At 65.8% G+C, this 16362-nt stretch carries 17 protein-coding genes; 3 read left to right on the top strand and 14 right to left on the bottom strand.

What is annotated here, in order from left to right; translation table 11 throughout:
- Positions 1 to 5: 5 nt before the first annotated feature.
- From zapE to WDN01_18240, 9 genes are all read right to left on the bottom strand, one after another.
- Positions 6 to 1106, bottom strand: a complete 1101-nt coding sequence (gene zapE / locus WDN01_18200) for a cell division protein ZapE (protein MEJ0027962.1) — start codon at positions 1104 to 1106, stop codon at positions 6 to 8.
- Complete coding sequence (locus WDN01_18205; protein MEJ0027963.1) at positions 1103 to 2155, bottom strand: MaoC family dehydratase; 1053 nt, start codon at positions 2153 to 2155, stop codon at positions 1103 to 1105. Before WDN01_18205 ends, zapE begins: the two co-directional genes overlap by 4 nt.
- Positions 2156 to 2167: 12 nt before the next feature.
- A complete protein-coding gene (locus WDN01_18210; protein MEJ0027964.1) occupies positions 2168 to 3040 on the bottom strand; it encodes a CoA ester lyase in 873 nt (290 codons plus the stop codon).
- Positions 3041 to 3072: 32 nt separating this feature from the next.
- Positions 3073 to 3585 (bottom strand): nuclear transport factor 2 family protein, encoded by a 513-nt coding sequence (locus tag WDN01_18215; GenBank protein MEJ0027965.1) that lies wholly within the window; start codon positions 3583 to 3585, stop codon positions 3073 to 3075.
- The gene (locus WDN01_18220; protein ID MEJ0027966.1) at positions 3582 to 4601 is read right to left on the bottom strand and encodes an aspartate-semialdehyde dehydrogenase; all 1020 of its coding nucleotides are present in this window, start codon (positions 4599 to 4601) and stop codon (positions 3582 to 3584) included. Before WDN01_18220 ends, WDN01_18215 begins: the two co-directional genes overlap by 4 nt.
- Before the next feature lie 57 nt (positions 4602 to 4658).
- On the bottom strand, positions 4659 to 4997 hold the full coding sequence (locus tag WDN01_18225) for a hypothetical protein (GenBank protein ID MEJ0027967.1): 339 nt from the start codon (positions 4995 to 4997) through the stop codon (positions 4659 to 4661).
- Between the two features lie 61 nt (positions 4998 to 5058).
- On the bottom strand, positions 5059 to 6273 hold the full coding sequence (locus WDN01_18230; GenBank protein MEJ0027968.1) for a CaiB/BaiF CoA-transferase family protein: 1215 nt from the start codon (positions 6271 to 6273) through the stop codon (positions 5059 to 5061).
- A 5-nt stretch (positions 6274 to 6278) separates the two neighbouring features.
- Positions 6279 to 6701, bottom strand: a complete 423-nt coding sequence (locus WDN01_18235) for an OmpA family protein (protein MEJ0027969.1) — start codon at positions 6699 to 6701, stop codon at positions 6279 to 6281.
- A gap of 91 nt (positions 6702 to 6792) precedes the next feature.
- Positions 6793 to 7653: a tryptophan 2,3-dioxygenase family protein gene (locus tag WDN01_18240; protein ID MEJ0027970.1), complete on the bottom strand. Its 861-nt coding sequence runs from the start codon at positions 7651 to 7653 to the stop codon at positions 6793 to 6795.
- 102 nt (positions 7654 to 7755) lie between these two features.
- On the opposite strand from WDN01_18240, the gene WDN01_18245 reads away from it, so the two are divergent.
- A complete protein-coding gene (locus WDN01_18245) occupies positions 7756 to 8760 on the top strand; it encodes a DUF992 domain-containing protein (protein MEJ0027971.1) in 1005 nt (334 codons plus the stop codon).
- Between the two features lie 355 nt (positions 8761 to 9115).
- On the opposite strand, the gene WDN01_18250 is transcribed toward WDN01_18245, so the two are convergent.
- The 3 genes from WDN01_18250 to WDN01_18260 all read right to left on the bottom strand — a co-directional run bounded on the left by WDN01_18250 (position 9116) and on the right by WDN01_18260 (position 12468).
- Positions 9116 to 10177, bottom strand: a complete 1062-nt coding sequence (locus WDN01_18250; protein ID MEJ0027972.1) for an OmpA family protein — start codon at positions 10175 to 10177, stop codon at positions 9116 to 9118.
- 406 nt (positions 10178 to 10583) lie between these two features.
- Entirely contained in the window at positions 10584 to 11243 is a 660-nt protein-coding gene (locus tag WDN01_18255; protein ID MEJ0027973.1) for a class I SAM-dependent methyltransferase, read from the bottom strand.
- 7 nt (positions 11244 to 11250) lie between these two features.
- Positions 11251 to 12468 carry a DUF3419 family protein gene (locus WDN01_18260; protein ID MEJ0027974.1) on the bottom strand — a complete coding sequence of 406 codons (1218 nt, stop codon included), beginning with the start codon at positions 12466 to 12468 and terminating at the stop codon, positions 11251 to 11253.
- A 145-nt stretch (positions 12469 to 12613) separates the two neighbouring features.
- On the opposite strand from WDN01_18260, the gene tesB reads away from it, so the two are divergent.
- Entirely contained in the window at positions 12614 to 13495 is an 882-nt protein-coding gene (tesB, locus tag WDN01_18265) for an acyl-CoA thioesterase II (protein ID MEJ0027975.1), read from the top strand.
- 8 nt (positions 13496 to 13503) lie between these two features.
- Here the strand turns inward: tesB and WDN01_18270 are convergent, their stop codons facing one another.
- Positions 13504 to 14031, bottom strand: coding sequence for a TadE/TadG family type IV pilus assembly protein (locus WDN01_18270; GenBank protein ID MEJ0027976.1), 528 nt, complete (start codon positions 14029 to 14031; stop codon positions 13504 to 13506).
- Positions 14025 to 14546: a TadE/TadG family type IV pilus assembly protein gene (locus tag WDN01_18275; protein MEJ0027977.1), complete on the bottom strand. Its 522-nt coding sequence runs from the start codon at positions 14544 to 14546 to the stop codon at positions 14025 to 14027. The genes WDN01_18270 and WDN01_18275 overlap by 7 nt, the downstream gene beginning before the upstream one ends.
- 351 nt (positions 14547 to 14897) lie before the next feature.
- On the opposite strand from WDN01_18275, the gene WDN01_18280 reads away from it, so the two are divergent.
- Positions 14898 to 16352: a TadE/TadG family type IV pilus assembly protein gene (locus tag WDN01_18280; protein ID MEJ0027978.1), complete on the top strand. Its 1455-nt coding sequence runs from the start codon at positions 14898 to 14900 to the stop codon at positions 16350 to 16352.
- Positions 16353 to 16362 lie beyond the last annotated feature (10 nt).

Raw genomic sequence — 16362 nt, forward strand, 5'->3', positions numbered from 1 at the left:
TGCGACTATACAGCCGCGACCGCGTCGCCGCGAACGCCATGGCCGCGCTTCAGATAGTCCTCGCTCTGCATTTCGTGCAGGCGCGACACGGTGCGGCGGAAGGCGTCGGCGCCGTCGCCGGCGACATAAAGCTCCTCCGGCGGCGCATCGGCCGAGCAGATCAGCTTGACGCCCTCGTCATAAAGCGTGTCGACCAACAGAACGAACCGCCGCGCCTCGTTGCGCTGGTTCGCGCCCAGCCGGGGGATATGGTCGATCAGCACGGTATGGAAGGCCCGCGCCACCGCGAGATAGTCGGCGCCCGCCAGCGGCTGGGCGCAGAGATCCTCGAACCCGAACCGCGCCACGCCCTTGGCGGCCTGCGGCACGCGCAGCGTGCGTCCCAGGATGGTGAGGTTCTGCGGCGCGCCCTGCTGGCGGTCGGTGAGCTTGAGCCAGGCGGCGTCCATCGCCGCATCGGCCTTCGGCCCCAGGGGATAAAGATAGACGCTGAGGCCGGAAATCCGGTGCAGGCGATAATCGACCGCGCCGTCGAGCTCGACCACGTCGAGCCGCCGCTCGATCTCCGCGATGAAGGGCAGGAAAAGCTGGCGGTTCAGCCCGCCCTCATACAGCCGGTCCGGCGGCGTGTTCGAGGTGGCCACCACCACCACGCCGCGCTCGAAAAGCTGCTCGAACAGCCGGCCCAGGATCATCGCGTCGGCCACGTCGGTCACCTGGAATTCGTCGAAGCACAGAAGCCGCGCCGCCTCCGCGATGCCGCGCGCCACGGGCGGGATCGGGTCGCCGCCGCCGCGCTGGCGCTCGGCATGGATCGCGGCGTGGGTCTCCATCATGAATTCGTTGAAGTGGATGCGCCGCTTTTGCGCGACCGGCGCTTCGGCGAAGAACAGGTCCATCAGCATGGACTTGCCGCGCCCGACATCGCCCCAGAGGTAAAGTCCGCGCGGCGGCCTGGGCGCCGCGAAGAAGAACCGCCGCCCCGGCCGCCAGGATTTCAGCGCCCTGGCCAGCGCGGCAAGCTTCGCCGCCGCGCGCTCCTGCGCCGCGTCCTTCTTCAGTTCGCCCTTGGCGATGGAGGCGCGATACCGCTCGAGAAGGCTCATGCGCGCGGCATCGCCGCCCAATAGTCGAAATCCAGGATGACGCCCGCCGGATAGGCGCCGTCGTCGCCGCGGTCGGGGAATTCGGCGCAGGGCAGATTCTTGGTCGCGACCAGCCTGAGCCGCAGCAGGCCGACATCCTTGCGATGGGCGAGCGGCTGCTTGTCCAGCACCTGGCTCCACGCGAACACCGTGTCGCCGGCGAACAGCGGATTGACGTGCCGCCCGCCATTGATCCCCGCGATGGTCAGCGCGTTGCCCAGCCCGTTGAACGAGATCGCGCGCGCCAGGCTGATGACATGGCCGCCATAGATCAGCCGGCGCCCGAAGCGGCCCTGGCCTTCGGCATATTGGTTGAAATGCACCCGCGCGGTGTTCTGATAGAGCCGCGTCGCCATCATGTGCTCGGCTTCTTCCACCGTGACGCCGTCGACATGGTCGATCTTCTCGCCGATCGCATAGTCGTCCCACAGATGCTTCGCGCCGGACTGCTCGGTGTTGAACAGCGTGTCGTATTTCAGATGCCCGGGGATGCGCAGGTCTTCCACCGCGACCGCCTCGGCCAGCGTCGGCACGACGGCGGGCTTTGCGGCGGCCTCCGGATCGCGCTTCTTCACCATCACCCAGCGCACATAGGAGAGCACGCCCTCGTCCTTCTCGTTCATGCCCGTGGTGCGGACATAGACGACGCCGGTCTGGCGGTTGGAATTCTCCTTAAGGCCGATCACTTCGGAATGCGCCGACAGCGTCTCGCCGGGATAAACCGGCTTGAGGAACCGCCCCTCGGCATAGCCGAGATTGGCCACGGCGTTCAGCGAGATGTCCGGCACGGATTTGCCGAACACGGTGTGGAAGACGAGCAGGTCGTCCAGCGGACTGCGCGGCAGGCCGACTTCCTGGGCGAAGAAATCGGACGACTGCAGCGCGAAGCGCGAGCCGTAGAGCGCCTGGTACAGCGCCGCATCGCCGTGGGTCAGGGTGCGCGGCGTGGCATGCGCGATCTTCTGCCCGACATGGAAGTCCTCGAAGAAATTGCCGACATTCGTCTTCATTCCGATACCCCGCTACGTCCCCAGTTCGGCGATCGCGTCCGCCATGGCGACGGTGCCGCGCGCGATCTCGGCGTGCAGCAGTTCGACCATCCGCCCGTCCAGCTTGATTGCGCCCTTGCCCTTGTTCTCCGGCAGCTCGAACGCCGCGATCACCTTGCGCGCCGCCTCGACCTCTCCGGCCGAAGGCGCGAACACGGCGTTGCAGGGCTCGACCTGGGACGGATGGATCAGCGTCTTGCCGTCGAAGCCGAAGGCGCGGGCCTGTTCGCAGCTCGCCCGGAAGCCTTCCGCATCGGCGATGTCGTTATAGACCCCGTCGATGACGGCGAGCCCGTTCGCCCGTGCCGCCAGGACCGACAGGCCGAGCGAAGCGGCGAGGTTCATCCGGTCCGGTGTATGGACGCCGCGGATTTCCTTGATCAGGTCGTTCGTCCCCATGACGAAGGCCGCGAGCTGCCCGCCGGCCGCCGCGATGCTCGCGATGTTCAGGATCGCCGCTGGCGTTTCGACCATCGCCCAGACCGCGATGTTTCGCAGATGCCGGTACTGGATCAGCCGTTCCCCGATCGCGTGCAGGTCGGCCGGCGTGGAGATCTTCGGCACCAGGATGGCGTCGGGCTGCGCCTCGGTCGCGGCCCTGAGGTCCGCCTCGCCCCAGGGCGTCGCAAGGCCGTTGATCCGTACGATGATCTCGCGCTTGCCGAAGCCGCGCGCCTTGACCGCGTCGCACACCTGCTGCCGTGCGATGTCCTTCGCGTCGGGCGCGACCGCGTCTTCGAGATCGAGGATCAGCGCATCGGCCGGCAGCGTACGCGCTTTCTCCAGCGCGCGGGCGTTCGAACCCGGCATGTAGAGCACCGAGCGGCGCGGCCGTATCGTCGTCATGGCAGGTCCTTCGATTTTCGCCGGGCGGCAGATTACCGGTTTTGCGCGCCGGCGTGGCGTGCGCGAACCGCCGCACGATAGGCCTCGACATCCGGCCGCTCGCGCAGCCTTTTGGCCCAGCGCGCCATGACCTTCGCCATGCGCTCCGGCGCGATCCCGAGCTGGGCATGCGCCACGCCGCCGTTCACGCTCTCATGATATTCGGCGATCAGGCCGTCCTTCAGGACGAAGCGGCTGATGCCGTCGATCACCACCTCGCGGCCGGCATAGTCCGGCACCGTCGAGATGAAGGTCGACAGCGAATGGGCATAGCCGATGTCGCCGTTCACGACCGGATCGAAGAACGTCCAGTCATATTCCGTTGCGTCGCGATGGAACAGGTTTTCCAGCATGTCGGCGATGCTGTCGCGGCTCGTATGGGCGCCATAGATATAGTCGAAATAGGTCCCGTCCGGCGTGAAGCAGGCGGCCAGCGCCTTGCCGTCGCCGGCCGTCGCCGCGGCGGCGAAGCGCGCGACCAGGGCGGCGAAGTCCGCCGGCGTCACGCCGCCCTCAACAGCTTGCGGTTGATCAGGCATTCGGCGATCTGCACCGCGTTCAGCGCCGCGCCCTTGCGCAGATTGTCCGCCACGATCCACAGCGACAGCCCGTGCTCGACCGTCGGGTCCTTGCGGATGCGGCTGACATAGGTCGCGTCCTCGCCGGCGCATTCGATCGGCGTGACATAGCCGCCGTCCTCGCGCTTGTCGACGACCAGGATGCCCGGCGCGGCGCGCAGGATCTGGCGCGCCCTGTCGGCGGTGATCGGCTGCTCGAACTCGATGGTGACCGCCTCGCTGTGGCCGATGAACACCGGCACGCGCACGCAGGTCGCGGTGAGCTGGATGTCGGGATCGAGGATCTTCTGCGTCTCGACCATCATCTTCCACTCCTCCTTGGTCAGGCCGGAATCGAGGAAGTCGTCGATCTGGGGAATGACGTTGTAGGCGATCTGCTTGGTGAAATGCTCGACCTCGACCGGATCGGCGACGAACACCGCCCGCGTCTGGCGGAACAGCTCATCCATCGCCTCGCGCCCCGCCCCGGACACCGATTGGTAGGTCGAGACCACCACGCGCTTGATCCGCGCAGCGTCGTGCAGCGGCTTCAACGCAACGACGAGTTGCGCGGTGGAGCAATTGGGATTGGCGACGATGCCCTTCTTGATGTCGTTCAACGCGTCGGCGTTCACTTCCGGCACGACCAACGGCACGTCGCGGTCCATGCGCCAGGCGCTGGAATTGTCGATCACGATGGCGCCCTGCGCCGCGATTTTGGGCGCCCAGGCCTTCGAGACCGCGCCGCCCGCGCTCATCAGCACGATGTCGGTGCCCTTGAAATCGTAGTAGTCGAGCGCCTTGACCTTCAGCGTCTTGTCGCCGAACGAAACCTCGGTTCCCACCGAGCTGGTCGAGGCCAGCGCCACCACTTCGCTCGCCGGAAACAGGCGCTCGTCGAGCACGCTGAGCATTTCGCGGCCGACATTGCCTGTCGCGCCGACCACCGCCACCTTGTAGGACATCGCGTTTTCCGCCTGTTTTCGCGCGTTCCCATACGCCAAAAGGCGGGCTTCGGAAAGCTACCAGGTCAGCTTGAGTTTCACCCCGCCGCCGTCGATCACGCCGTCCAGCATGGTCTTGTCGGACGGCGCATTGTCGACATGGTAGCGGAACAATTCGGCGTGCCCGTCGGCAAGGCCGAGCTTGACGGCGATCAACTCGCCGATCGGCCGCTCCGTCAGGCGCGTGTCCGGCTGCCGGCTGGCCCAGGGCTGGGCGATCTCGGGCGAAGCATAGGCATTATAGAAGACCGGCTTGTCTTCCGGTATCACCAGCCGCGCCGCCATCGCCGGTCCGACCGCGACCGTCGCTGCGGTCAGCGCGAACAGGACGGACAGGCGGCGGCATGGCGAGATCATGACGCCGAGGATAACGCGCGGCGCGAAACCTTCGTTGCGAAACCTCGGAGCCGTGCGGCAATTAAACGACGCCGTTGTCGCGCAATTGCGCGATTTCCGCGAGCGACAGGCCCAGCACCCCGCCCAGAACCTCGTCGGTATGTTCGCCCAGAAGCGGCGGAGCGCTTTTGTACTCAGGCGGCGTCGCCGACAGGCGCAGGGGACTGGCGGGCAGCAGCATCGGTCCCGTGGCATGCGTCATGGCGACCGTCAGTTGCCGCGCCACGGCCTGCGGATCGTCGAACACCTGGTCGACCCGGTTGATCGGCCCGCAGGGCACGTTCGCGGCTTCGAGCTCGGCGATCCATTGCGCCGTCGTGCGCCGGGCGAGGACGGGCTTGAGCACATCGACCAGCGCCTCGCGGTTCGCCACCCGTTCGGCATTGGTCGCATAGCGCGGATCGGCGGCGATATCCGCGATCCCGGCGACGGCGGCGAAGCGGCGGAATTGCGGTTCGTTGGTCGTCGCCAGGATCAGATGGCCGTCGGCCGTCGCGAACACTTGATAGGGCACGATATTGGGATGCGCATTGCCGAGGCGCCCCGGCACCATGCCGCCGGCAAGATAGTTCGTCGCTTGGTTGGCCAGCGCCGCCGCCTGGCAGTCGAACAGCGCCATGTCGATCGATTGGCCCTCGCCGGTCCGGGCCTGGTGGATCACCGCGGCCAGGATCGCGATTCCGGTATAGAGCCCGGTCACCAGATCGCTGACCGCCACGCCGACCTTCATCGGTTCGGCGCCGGGCTCGCCGTCCTTCTGGCCGGTCACGCTCATCAGCCCGCCCATGCCCTGGATGACATAGTCGTAGCCGGCCTTGTCCTTGTACGGCCCGTCATGGCCGAAGCCGGTCAGCGAGCAATAGATCAGCGCCGGGTTCAGGGCGCGCAGGCCGTCATAGTCGAGGCCGTATTTCGCCAGGGCGCCGGTCTTGAAGTTCTCCACCACGATATGCGCCCGTCGCGCCAGCCGCTTGATCAGCGCCTGGCCCTCGGGCTTGGACATGTCGACCGTGACCGATTTCTTGTTGCGATTGGCGGTCAGGAAATAGGTCGCATCGCCCTTGCTGCCGTCGGGATTGGTCACGAAAGGCGGCCCGAAATGGCGCGTTTCGTCGCCTTCGCCGGGCTTTTCGATCTTGATCACCTCGGCGCCCAGATCCCCGAGGATCTGGGTCGCCCAAGGTGCTGCCAGCACGCGGGAAAGATCGAGGACCCTGAGATGCGATAGGGCCCCCATTCCGGTCAGCGCGGATCGATGACGGCGCGGCGGTTCTGCGGTTCGCGCACATGGTCGCCGGTCTTCACCAGAAGATCGTCGGAGCCGCCGGTGTCGATCGCGGCGGGATCCATTCCGCGGCGGACGAGCTCGTCCTTGACCGCATCGGCGCGCCGCACCGACAGGTCCTTGCAGTGATGCTCGGCGGTGTCGCAATAGCCGATCACGACCACATGATGCGGGGCCGAATGGCCCTGCTCGAGGAAGCCGGCCACCTGATCGGCGGCGGTGGCGGTGAGATTGGCCTTTTGATAGTCGAAATACACCGTGACCGCTTCATGGTGCGCGAATGGCGGTGGTGGAGGCGGCGGTGGTGGCGGCGGTTCATGCGACGCGCAGGCGCTCAACGCTGTCGCGAAAAGTACGGCAATGGCTGTCTTGGTCTTCATCTGGGGTCTCCCACCCGTTTGATAGCCCCGGTGGGACTGTAGGGCGTGTGCCGATTTGTAACAATGAACGCGGGGAGGATGGTTAAGGGCCTCAAATCTCGCCCCTGACCGCCCAGAGCTCGGGATAGAAGGTGAGGTCGAGCGCCTTCTTCAGATAGTTCACGCCCGATGTCCCGCCCGTGCCGCGCTTGAAGCCGATAATGCGCTCCACGGTCTTCATGTGACTGAAGCGCCAGAGGTGGAAGCGATATTCGAGGTCGACCAGCTTCTCCGCCAGTTCGTACAGGTCCCAATGGGTCCGCGCATCGCGGTAGACGACCCGCCAGGCTTCGGTCACGCGAGGATCGGCGGCATAGGGCTTGGCGAAGTCGCGGCTGAGCTTGTTCGTCGGAATGGAAAGGCCGCGCCGCGCCAGAAGCGCCAGCGATTCGTCGTAGATGCTGGGCTCGATGAGCGCGGCGCGCACCCGGGTCGAGACGGTCTTGTCGGACTCGAAGACGCGCGCCATCGCGGCGTTCTTGTTGCCGAGCCGGAATTCGAGCATCCGGTACTGGAAGGACTGGAAGCCCGACGACTTTCCCAAACTGTCGCGGAAGCTCGCATAGTCGAACGGCGTCATCGTCGACAGGATTTCCCAGGACTGGATAAGAAGTGCCTGAACCCGGCTGACGCGCGCCATCATCTTGAAGGCCGGTCCCAGCTCGTCCTTGCGGATCTGCCCGATCGCCGCGGCGATCTCGTGCAGGCAGAGCTTGATCCAAAGCTCGCTCGCCTGGTGGATGACGATGAACAGCGTCTCGTCATGCGCGCCCGATAGCGGCTTTTGGCAGTCGAGAAGCTGGCGCAACCCGAGATAGTCGCCATAGGACATCGCGTCGCGAAAGTCCCAATGGACGTCCTCGCCCTTCAGGTCGACGGCCGGCGGCGCGGTGCGGTTTTTTCGAAGGGGCATGGGCGCTGCCGGAACCTTAACCAAGGCGTGCATGACGCATTCGCAGCGCCGAAAAGCCGATGCTAAGGTGCCGCCCGCAGCCGCACAACGAGCAAGAAAAGCATGGGAAAAGCATGGAAGGCGGGAATTTGCCTGGGGGTTCTCGTCGCGGTCGGCGCCGGCAGCGCCGAGGCCGCGCGCAGGCCCGTTCTCAAATGCGCCCAGCCGGCCGAGGTCGCGGCCATCCAGACGACGGTGGTCGACCAGCAATTGGTGGACGCCGCGCTGACGTGCGGCGATGCGACCCGCAACGGCTTCAACGCCTATCGCACGGCCTTCGGCGCCGAATTGCGCGGTACGGACAAGCTTCTGCTCACCATGTTCAAGCGCGTCCTGGGCGGCGCGCGCGGCGACGCCGCCTACAACCTGTTCAAGACCGACATGGCCTCGAAGGCGGAGCTGCGCCGCGTCAAAGACGCGGCCGGCTTCTGCCAGGCCGCCGATCTGGTGCTGGCGGCCGCCAATGCGCCGGCCAAGCCGGCGCTCAGGGATTTCGTCGCCGGCGTGCGGTTCACCGAGGTCGAGACGCCGGTCGATACCTGCGCGGTGAAGGTCGATGTGACCTTCAGGGGCGTCCAGGCCGGCCCGTCGGTGCGGCCCAAGCCGCGGCCGCCGCAGCCGGACGACGAGCCGATCGTGCTCGCCGCTGCCGAGCCGCCGCCGCCCGCCGGCATCAAGGTCGGCAGCCTGACCTGCAACGTGTCGAGCGGCTTCGGCCTTCTGTTCGGCTCGTCCAAGGAGCTTAAATGCACCTATGCGCCCAATAGCGGCTCGGGCGAGCACTACACCGGCACGTTCTCGAAATACGGCGTGGACATCGGCTATGCCGACAACGCGACCTTGATCTGGGGCGTGGTGGCGCCGACGTCGGATGTCCGTCCGGGCTCGCTGGAAGGCGATTATGCCGGCGCCACGGCCGGCGCGACGTTCATCGTCGGGTTGGGCGCCAATGTGCTGATCGGCGGTCTCGACAAGTCCATCGCGCTGCAGCCGGTGAGCGTGCAGGGCAATACCGGCCTCAACATCGCCGCGGGCGTCGGCGTGATCACGCTGAAGCACGAGGAATAGGCGCGCCGCGACGCCGAAGGCCGTGCGGACCCGTAGCCGCGGAGGGGCATGCGCGCCTCCGCGTGCTTCCTTCGCGGTCGCAAGCGCCTCGCGGGCCTGACCAATTTCGGTCGGGATTGAACCGACACTTGCAAGCCGGTCGCCGTCCACGGATCGCGCTCGGGCGCGACCCGCGGAGAGGCTCTTGCGCCGCCGCGTGCGCGGCCTGCTGCCGTTGACGATACGAGGGACCTTCCGGTGACAGCCCGGCCGGGATAGCCTGTTTCACGGGCCTGCCTTGCCGCTGCCGCCGGCCCCAAACGAAAAGGGCGGGCCGTGAGGCCCGCCCTTTCCGTATTCTGAAGCGAGGAACTGCTTAGCCGCCGAGGTCGATGACCGCGCGACGGTTCTGCGGCTCGCGGACGCCCGGTCCGGTCGGGACCAGCGGATCGTGGAACGACTTGCCCACGATCTCGATGCCGCCGCCATCCAGGCCTTCGCGGACCATCTCGTCCTTGACCGACTGGGCGCGGCGAACCGACAGCGCCTGATTGTAGCTGTCCGAACCGACCGTGTCGGTGTGGCCGGTGACCAGCACCTTGACGAAGCCGTTGGCCTTGGCGGTGCGAACCGCTTCCGCGACCACTTCCTGCGCCTTGTCGGTGAGGTTCGACTTGTCGAAGTCGAAGAAGACGATGAACGTCTTGACCGGCGGCGGCGGGGGAGGCGGCGGCGGCGGGGGAGGCGGCGGGGGCGGCGGCGGCGGTGCAGCCTGATCCACGTACCAGCGGACGCCGATCATCGCCACATGCTCGCGAGCCTGCGAGATATGGATCGGGTCGATCGCCACGAAGTCGGAGACGTAGTCGCGGTCGATCTCGGCCGAGCGATAACGGTAGTCGAGGAACAGCTCGGTGGAAGGATCGATCTCGTAGTTCACGCCGACGATGCCCTGCCACATGAACTCGACATGCTGGCCGCGGATGACCTTGAGGCCGGGGAAGAGCGAGTCCTTGATGGACAGGTCGAGCGCGCCGGCGCCGACGCCGCCGCCGAACGACAGGCTCCAACGATCGCTGAGATTCGCGTCATAAAGGAAGTTCACCAGGGCGGACTTGAGCTGGTTCGTGCCGCTCAGCGTGCCGGCGAAGGGCGGGTTGTGCTCGTGCTGGTCGTGCCAGGAATAGCCCGCTTCGAATTCGAGGCGAAGGCCGCTGGCCCATTTGTAGCCGAAGGAGCCGGCAACCAGGCCCGCGTCCTGCTGTCCGAGATTGGCGTGCGCTGAAAGCGGCGGAGCCGTGACCGCATGGATCGGGTCCATGTGATCGTAGCCGGCGCCAAGGCCCAGATACCACCCCTGGGTATCATTGGCCATTGCAGGGGCGACGCTAAGCGCCGCCAATGCCACGCCCGTCAAGGCGATCGAACGAAGTTTCATTTCTATCCTCGCTTCAAATACCGACGGGCAGGGACCCCCCCACCTAAACGTTCGGACGACAGTGGACTTATAACGACGCCGGCAGCGGATGTCTCCACTTACCCTTTTGGGATTCGGCCGTTTTCGGGTCTTGAAAACCCGTTTGCAGCCGCTCTGTGACCGGCCTGCAACAGGATTTGACCGAATTCGGTCCGTTCGCGTCGAATGGTGCATTTGTCAAGGCGGGCCGGCACTTAACAAGCGTTCCCGCGTCGAATATTTTGACGCGTGCAGTGCGTCCGAAATGCGGAGCGCGGCGCGAGCCTATACCGATCCCGGCCGGCACGCGGTTCGCGCACTGTCGCACCCTATACGCCGCGCCCGGCCGCCCTCGGACTTGGAAGAAGTCTTTGTTCGAAAAAGGATTTCAGGCGGGTCTGCGCTCGGCGGACCAGAACCCGTCGCTCCGCTGCGCGGTCCAGACAAAGGCATAGCGTCCGGCAAGCAGGTCGAGGCTGCCCGTGCCGCTGCCGGCCTCGATGCCGTGCAGGAGTTCTTCGCGCGGCGTGACGTGGAAGAGGCTGAGCCAGAACCGCAGCAGGCCTTCGCCCAGCCGCCCCAGCCCTTTCAGGTCGCCGAAGTCGACGACATGTATCGTCCCGCCCGGCGCCAGCGACGCCTGCGCCGCGGCGAGCGCCTTGCGCCAATCGGGAATCATCGACAGCGAATAAGAGAATACGATCGCGTCGAACGGCTCGCTTTCGCCGAAAAGCCCGGGCCCGAGGTCTTCGGCATAAGCCTGGACGAGCTTGACCTTGAGCCCGGCGCGCGCGACCGCCTTGGCCGATGTTTCCAGCATCTCCGCCGAGGCGTCGAGCCCGTACAGGACGGCGTCGGGATAGGCCCGGGCGATCTTGATCAGATTGCGCGAGGTGCCGCAGCCGACCTCGATCACCCGCGCGCCGGGCCTCAAGGCCAGTTTGCGGATCAGCCTGTCGCGCCCGAAAAGGTAATATTTCCGCGTGAAATCATAGATATAGCGCTGGCGCCGGTAGATCCGGTCCATCAGCGCGGCATGGTCTGTCATCGGCGCGTCACGACGGCTTGCGGCGCGCATAGACATGGAAGCCGCCATAGATCGACGACCGGTCCTTGGCATGCCAGGCGCGGCTTTCGGCCTCCAGATAGGTCCAGGGCGCCAGCACCTCGGGCGGCAATTTGCGCGGCAGCGGCGAATCAGGCCCCGCGGTCCGGAAGATCACGCGCGCGTCGCGCATGTCCGCGGTGCGGTCGATCTCGCGCCACAGCGCGGTGATCTGGTCCTGGTTCATCCAGTCCTGCGCGTCGAGCAGGACATAGCGGTGCAGCGATCCGGGCGCCTGGGCCTGCAGGAAATCGGTCAGCGAGGCGTGGTGCACCTCGACCTTGTTCGTGCGCGTACGGATGAAGTTGTAGGTCTCGCGCTGCAGATAGGCGGGCACCGCCTCGCGGTGCTCGACGTCGTAGCCGCGGCCGAAGGCCTGCCAGGCGAAATAGTTTTCCTGGATCGGAAAATCGCAGGCCAGCCGCTCGACGCGCTCGCGCAGCACCGCGACCGGATCGCCCGCCGCGACCAGCTCGTCATACTGCGCCGGCGGAATCCCCAGTGCATAAAGCGAGACCGGGCTCTTGGAGAGCAGCTTGATCGACTTGTAGTCGAACAGGGGCGCGATATCGCGCTCGAACAGCCGGCGCTGCTCCTCCGGCGTGCGCGCCGCCAGGATGGGCTCGAGCTTCTTGCCGTGCAGCTTGGCGACGGCGTGCAGGATTCCGATGAAGCGCCCGAGCAGGCCGTAGCGGTAGAGGTTCTTGCCGAACATGTTGATGCGCCGGCCGCGCAGGGGACGATCCTTCTCCCAATATTTCCGCGTCTCGGCGTCCAGCTTCGGGCGCAGATATTTGTCGTAGGCCGCGCGGTTGGCCTTGTCGTTGGCCTGGCCGAAGAAGCGGAAGAAGGCGTCGTGGCTGGGAAGGCTCTCCAGCGCGGCGAGTTTCAGCTTGGTCAGCGCGATATGGTTGGGATTGAGATCGACGGCGATGATCTTCGCCGGATCGGCGGCGATGTAGTTCAGGACGTTGCAGCCGCCCGACGCGATGGTGATGACCCGGTGCTCCGGAATAAGCGCCAGGGCGGCCAGGTCGACGACCGGGTCCTCCCAGATTTGGTTGTATACAAACCCTTGAAACATAAGGGTAAAGAGCCGCTCCAGGGCGCCCCTCTTGGTGGTTGCCGGCTTCTGATGGGCCGCCTTGTCGAGAAGCAGATTTGCCATGGATGTCCTTTGGAACCTCCCGCGTCGCGGGTCGCGTGAAGGGAGTGCCTAAGATTTATGACGGATTGAAGGAGGCAGGCAAAGAATTTCGCGCCGCGCGGGGTCCGCCTTGCACGCCGCGCCGCCCGACTTTAAGGGGAACCGCATGACCAAGCCCGCCAAGAAGACCGCCATCGCCGAAGTCCTCGACCTGCTCGATCTCGAAAAGATCGAGGAGAACATATTCCGCGGCCAAAGCCCGGAAGACCGCATGCAGCGCGTGTTCGGCGGCCAGGTGCTGGGCCAGGCGCTGGTCGCGGCGAGCCGCACGGTCGAAGGCCGCGTCTGCCACTCCTTCCACGCGTATTTCCTGCGCGGCGGCGATCCCAAGGTTCCCATCCTCTATGAGGTCGATCGGGCCCGCGACGGCGCGAGCTTCACCTCGCGCCGCGTCGTCGCCATCCAGCACGGCAAGCAGATCTTCAACATGTCGGCGTCGTTCCAGGTCCCGGAAAAGGGACTGGAGCACCAGTTCGAGATGCCGAACGTGCCCGGCCCCGATTCGCTGGTCGACGAGCACGAGGCGCGCAAGCAATGGCTGGACAAGATGCCGGAGGAGCAGAAGGCCTGGATGAGCCGGCCGCGCCCCATCGAGTTGCGCCCCGTCATCCTCGACAATTGGATGGACCGCGCGCCGCGCGAGCCGTTCGACAATGTCTGGATCCGCGCCACCGGGCCGGTGCCGGACGACGTCATCGTGCAGCAGTCGGTGCTGGCCTACGCCTCCGACATGTCGCTGCTCGACACCGCGCTCCTGCCGCATGGCCGCTCATGGCATTCGCCGATGCAGATGGCGAGCCTGGATCACGCGATGTGGTTCCACCATCCCTTCAAGATGGACGACTGGCTGCTTTACGCCCAGGATTCGCCGAGCTCGTCCGGCGCGCGCGGCTTCAACCGCGGCTCGATCTTCACCCGCGAGGGCAAGCTGGTCGCCAGTGTCGTCCAGGAGGGTTTGATGCGGGTGCGCGAGGAAAAGAAGAAATAGCGCCCGCCCTATGGCGTGCGGTTGATGATGGTGCTGCGGCGGGGCCGGGCATAGAAGATCTCGGACATGTTGATCGTGCCCGTGATGTAGTCGCTGACCGGCGAGGAATAGGGATAGCTGACCTCGGCCAGGATCACGCTTCCGCCGGTGGAGATCACGCCGGCCGGCAGCACGATCGTGCTGCCCGTGACTCTGGGCGTCGCGTTCTGCGCGGAGCTCCAGGCGACCTTGGCGGTGCCGGCATTGTCGACGATGCTCGTGATCACGATCTTCAGACCCGTCGCCGAATAGGGATAGACGATCGAATTCACCGCCGAGAAGACGTTCGAGATGTCGCTGTTGGTGACCTGCGTCTCCTGGGCGACGAGGTCGGCGGCGGTCGCCGCCATGCCGGTGACCTTCTGCTGGCAGTCGAGCGCGTCGCACAATTCGATGCTGCCCAGGAACAGCGCGACCAGCACCGGCGCCAGCATCGCGAACTCGATGGCGGCCAGGCCGTCCTTGGCGCGGCGGAAGCGGGCGATGAGGTTCAGCATCCGGCCACCGCGACGTTGAAGGGCTCGTTGCGGAAGGCCGCGGTCGCGGTGATCAGGTGATAGCCGCCGGTGATGTTGGTGAGAAAAACCGAAAGCCCCGGCGTCAGCACCTTCCAGGTGTAGAAGGCGCGCACCAGCACGACGTTGCAGGCGACGCCGGGCTGGTAGTGGCTGAGATTGGGATTGACGTTGCCGTTGGCGTCGGTCGGCGGGGAGAATGTCGCGCCGCCATAGCCGGCATAGGCCTGCATGTCGATCTGCAGGTTCGAATCGCAGGCCAGGAGGGGCGCGATGTCGTTGCAGATCCGCGTGCGGAACTGGGCCTGCGTCATGCTCGCGGCCTGGGCCTGGCCGGTGCGCACATAGCGCGCGGCGTTGTCGGTCGCGTATTGCAGCGTGGATCCGGCGAAGAAGATCACGCCGTTCTCGACGATGCCCAGGAGCAGGATGAAGAACACCGGCGCGATGATGCCGAATTCGAGCGCCGCGGAACCTTTGCGCGAATCGTCGCGCATGCGGCGCGCGCGGCGGCGAACGCGCTCGGCGATTCTGGCGAATATGGAAGGGACGCCTGTCACGGCACTCGATCTTAAGCCTCTTGCCCCGGACCGTTCTTAGGCCGGCGCGGGGACGATCCGAACAACAAGCCGCAACCATGCTCTCCAAACGCTTAAGGCAATGCCAACACGACGCATCGAATGGTTACGAAGCGGCGGCGCGTTCACACATCGCTAATCTTTCTTTATTTCGATGCGACTGTCCGGCGCATCGCTAACGATCGCCTAACCATGCCGCGCAATCGCAACTTCATTTTCATACCGTCGGGAGGATGATGCGGCCGCTGTCCCTCTTTCGAGACGACCGACATGTTCCTGGCCGAGACATTCCGCGCCGCCGACCGGCGCGTCCGCGCGTTTCTCCGCAATCGCAATGCCAATGTCGCGATGATCTTCGCCATCTCGATCATTCCGGTGGTGATCGCGGCCGGCGCCGGCCTCGACCTCGCGCGCGCCATGATCGTGAAATCCGCGCTGAGCGAGGCGCTCGACGCCGCGGCGCTGTCGGTCGGCAGCACGCCCGGCCTGAGCCAGGCGCAGATGCAGACCCAGGCGCAGAACTATTTCAACGCGAACTACAAGGTCGATCCCGCCTTCGGCACGCCGGGCCCCCTCGTCGTGACACCGAGCGGTCAGCAGGTCACGGTCTCGACCTCGGTGCCGATGCCGACGACGCTGATGAACGTGGCGGGCATCCGCACCGTCGCGGTCAACGGCTCCTCCACCGTGGTGTGGGGCCAGACCAAGCTGTGGGTCAGCCTCGTGCTCGACAACACCGGATCGATGTGCGAGTCCGACTCCAATCCCAACGCCATGAGCCCGTGTCCGCATCCCGCCGCCGGCAGCAAGATCGTGGCGCTGCGGTCGGCGACGCACAGCCTGCTGACCATGCTTCAGAACGCATCGACCACGCCCGGCGACGTCCAGGTCGCGCTCGTGCCCTTCGTCAAGGATGTCAATGTCGGAACCGGGTTCTCCAGCGCCTCCTGGATCGACTGGGGGTATTTCGGCTCGTGCAACATCTCGGGCATTACCTATCAGTCGAAATGCCAGAGCACCCACGGCACCTGGACCACGAGCTGGTTGGGCGGCGGCAGCTGCAACATCTCGGGGCGCACCACGCAGAGCAGCTGCCAGAACGCCACCGGCACCTGGACGGGGACGAACCACAACACCTGGAACGGCTGCGTCAACGACCGCGGCAATGACAGCGGCCCCGATACGACCAACAATTACGACGCCATGAAAACCTCGCCCTCGACCGCGACGCCGTCGAGCCTGTTCGTGGCGGAACAATATTCCTCCTGCCCGCAATCGCTCATCAGCCTCGGCTACAATTGGAGCGCGCTGAGCGCCAAGGTCGACGCGATGGTGGCGGACGGAACCACCAACCAGGCCATCGGCCTGGTCTGGGGCTGGCACGCACTGTCCACGGGCGCGCCGCTGAGCGCGCCGTCCCTTCCGGCGAACACGGCGCGCTACATCATCATCCTCAGCGACGGCCTCAACACACAGAACCGCTGGTCCAGCTCGCAGTCCCAGATCGACGCGCGCATGTCGCAGGTGTGCGCCAACGCCAAGGCGGACAAGATCGTCATCTACGCCGTGTTCGTCGACATCGGCGGAACGCAGGGCAATTCGTCCGTGTTGCAGAACTGCGCCTCCGACCTGAGCAAGTATTTCGATCTGACCAGCGCCAGCCAGATCGCGGACACCTTCGACAATATCGGCCAGCAGATCACCAATCTGCGCGTCGCGCGGTGAAAGTTTTGCG

Source organism: Rhizomicrobium sp. (genome assembly GCA_037200985.1).
In the GTDB taxonomy this organism is placed as follows: Bacteria; Pseudomonadota; Alphaproteobacteria; order Micropepsales; family Micropepsaceae; genus Rhizomicrobium.

Bases quoted from the DNA above. Each gene is read 5' to 3' on its own strand.
- WDN01_18210 (MEJ0027964.1), bottom strand. From the start codon at position 3,040: ATGACGACGATACGGCCGCGCCGCTCGGTGCTCTACATGCCGGGTTCG.
- WDN01_18240 (MEJ0027970.1), bottom strand. From the start codon at position 7,653: ATGCCCCTTCGAAAAAACCGCACCGCGCCGCCGGCCGTCGACCTGAAG.
- WDN01_18275 (MEJ0027977.1), bottom strand. From the start codon at position 14,546: ATGCGCGACGATTCGCGCAAAGGTTCCGCGGCGCTCGAATTCGGCATC.
- WDN01_18225 (MEJ0027967.1), bottom strand. From the start codon at position 4,997: ATGATCTCGCCATGCCGCCGCCTGTCCGTCCTGTTCGCGCTGACCGCA.
- zapE (MEJ0027962.1), bottom strand. From the start codon at position 1,106: ATGAGCCTTCTCGAGCGGTATCGCGCCTCCATCGCCAAGGGCGAACTG.
- WDN01_18230 (MEJ0027968.1), bottom strand. From the start codon at position 6,273: ATGGGGGCCCTATCGCATCTCAGGGTCCTCGATCTTTCCCGCGTGCTG.
- WDN01_18260 (MEJ0027974.1), bottom strand. From the start codon at position 12,468: ATGGCAAATCTGCTTCTCGACAAGGCGGCCCATCAGAAGCCGGCAACC.
- tesB (MEJ0027975.1), top strand. From the start codon at position 12,614: ATGACCAAGCCCGCCAAGAAGACCGCCATCGCCGAAGTCCTCGACCTG.
- WDN01_18255 (MEJ0027973.1), bottom strand. From the start codon at position 11,243: ATGACAGACCATGCCGCGCTGATGGACCGGATCTACCGGCGCCAGCGC.
- WDN01_18220 (MEJ0027966.1), bottom strand. From the start codon at position 4,601: ATGTCCTACAAGGTGGCGGTGGTCGGCGCGACAGGCAATGTCGGCCGC.
- WDN01_18205 (MEJ0027963.1), bottom strand. From the start codon at position 2,155: ATGAAGACGAATGTCGGCAATTTCTTCGAGGACTTCCATGTCGGGCAG.
- WDN01_18245 (MEJ0027971.1), top strand. From the start codon at position 7,756: ATGGGAAAAGCATGGAAGGCGGGAATTTGCCTGGGGGTTCTCGTCGCG.
- WDN01_18235 (MEJ0027969.1), bottom strand. From the start codon at position 6,701: ATGAAGACCAAGACAGCCATTGCCGTACTTTTCGCGACAGCGTTGAGC.
- WDN01_18250 (MEJ0027972.1), bottom strand. From the start codon at position 10,177: ATGAAACTTCGTTCGATCGCCTTGACGGGCGTGGCATTGGCGGCGCTT.
- WDN01_18270 (MEJ0027976.1), bottom strand. From the start codon at position 14,031: ATGCTGAACCTCATCGCCCGCTTCCGCCGCGCCAAGGACGGCCTGGCC.
- WDN01_18280 (MEJ0027978.1), top strand. From the start codon at position 14,898: ATGTTCCTGGCCGAGACATTCCGCGCCGCCGACCGGCGCGTCCGCGCG.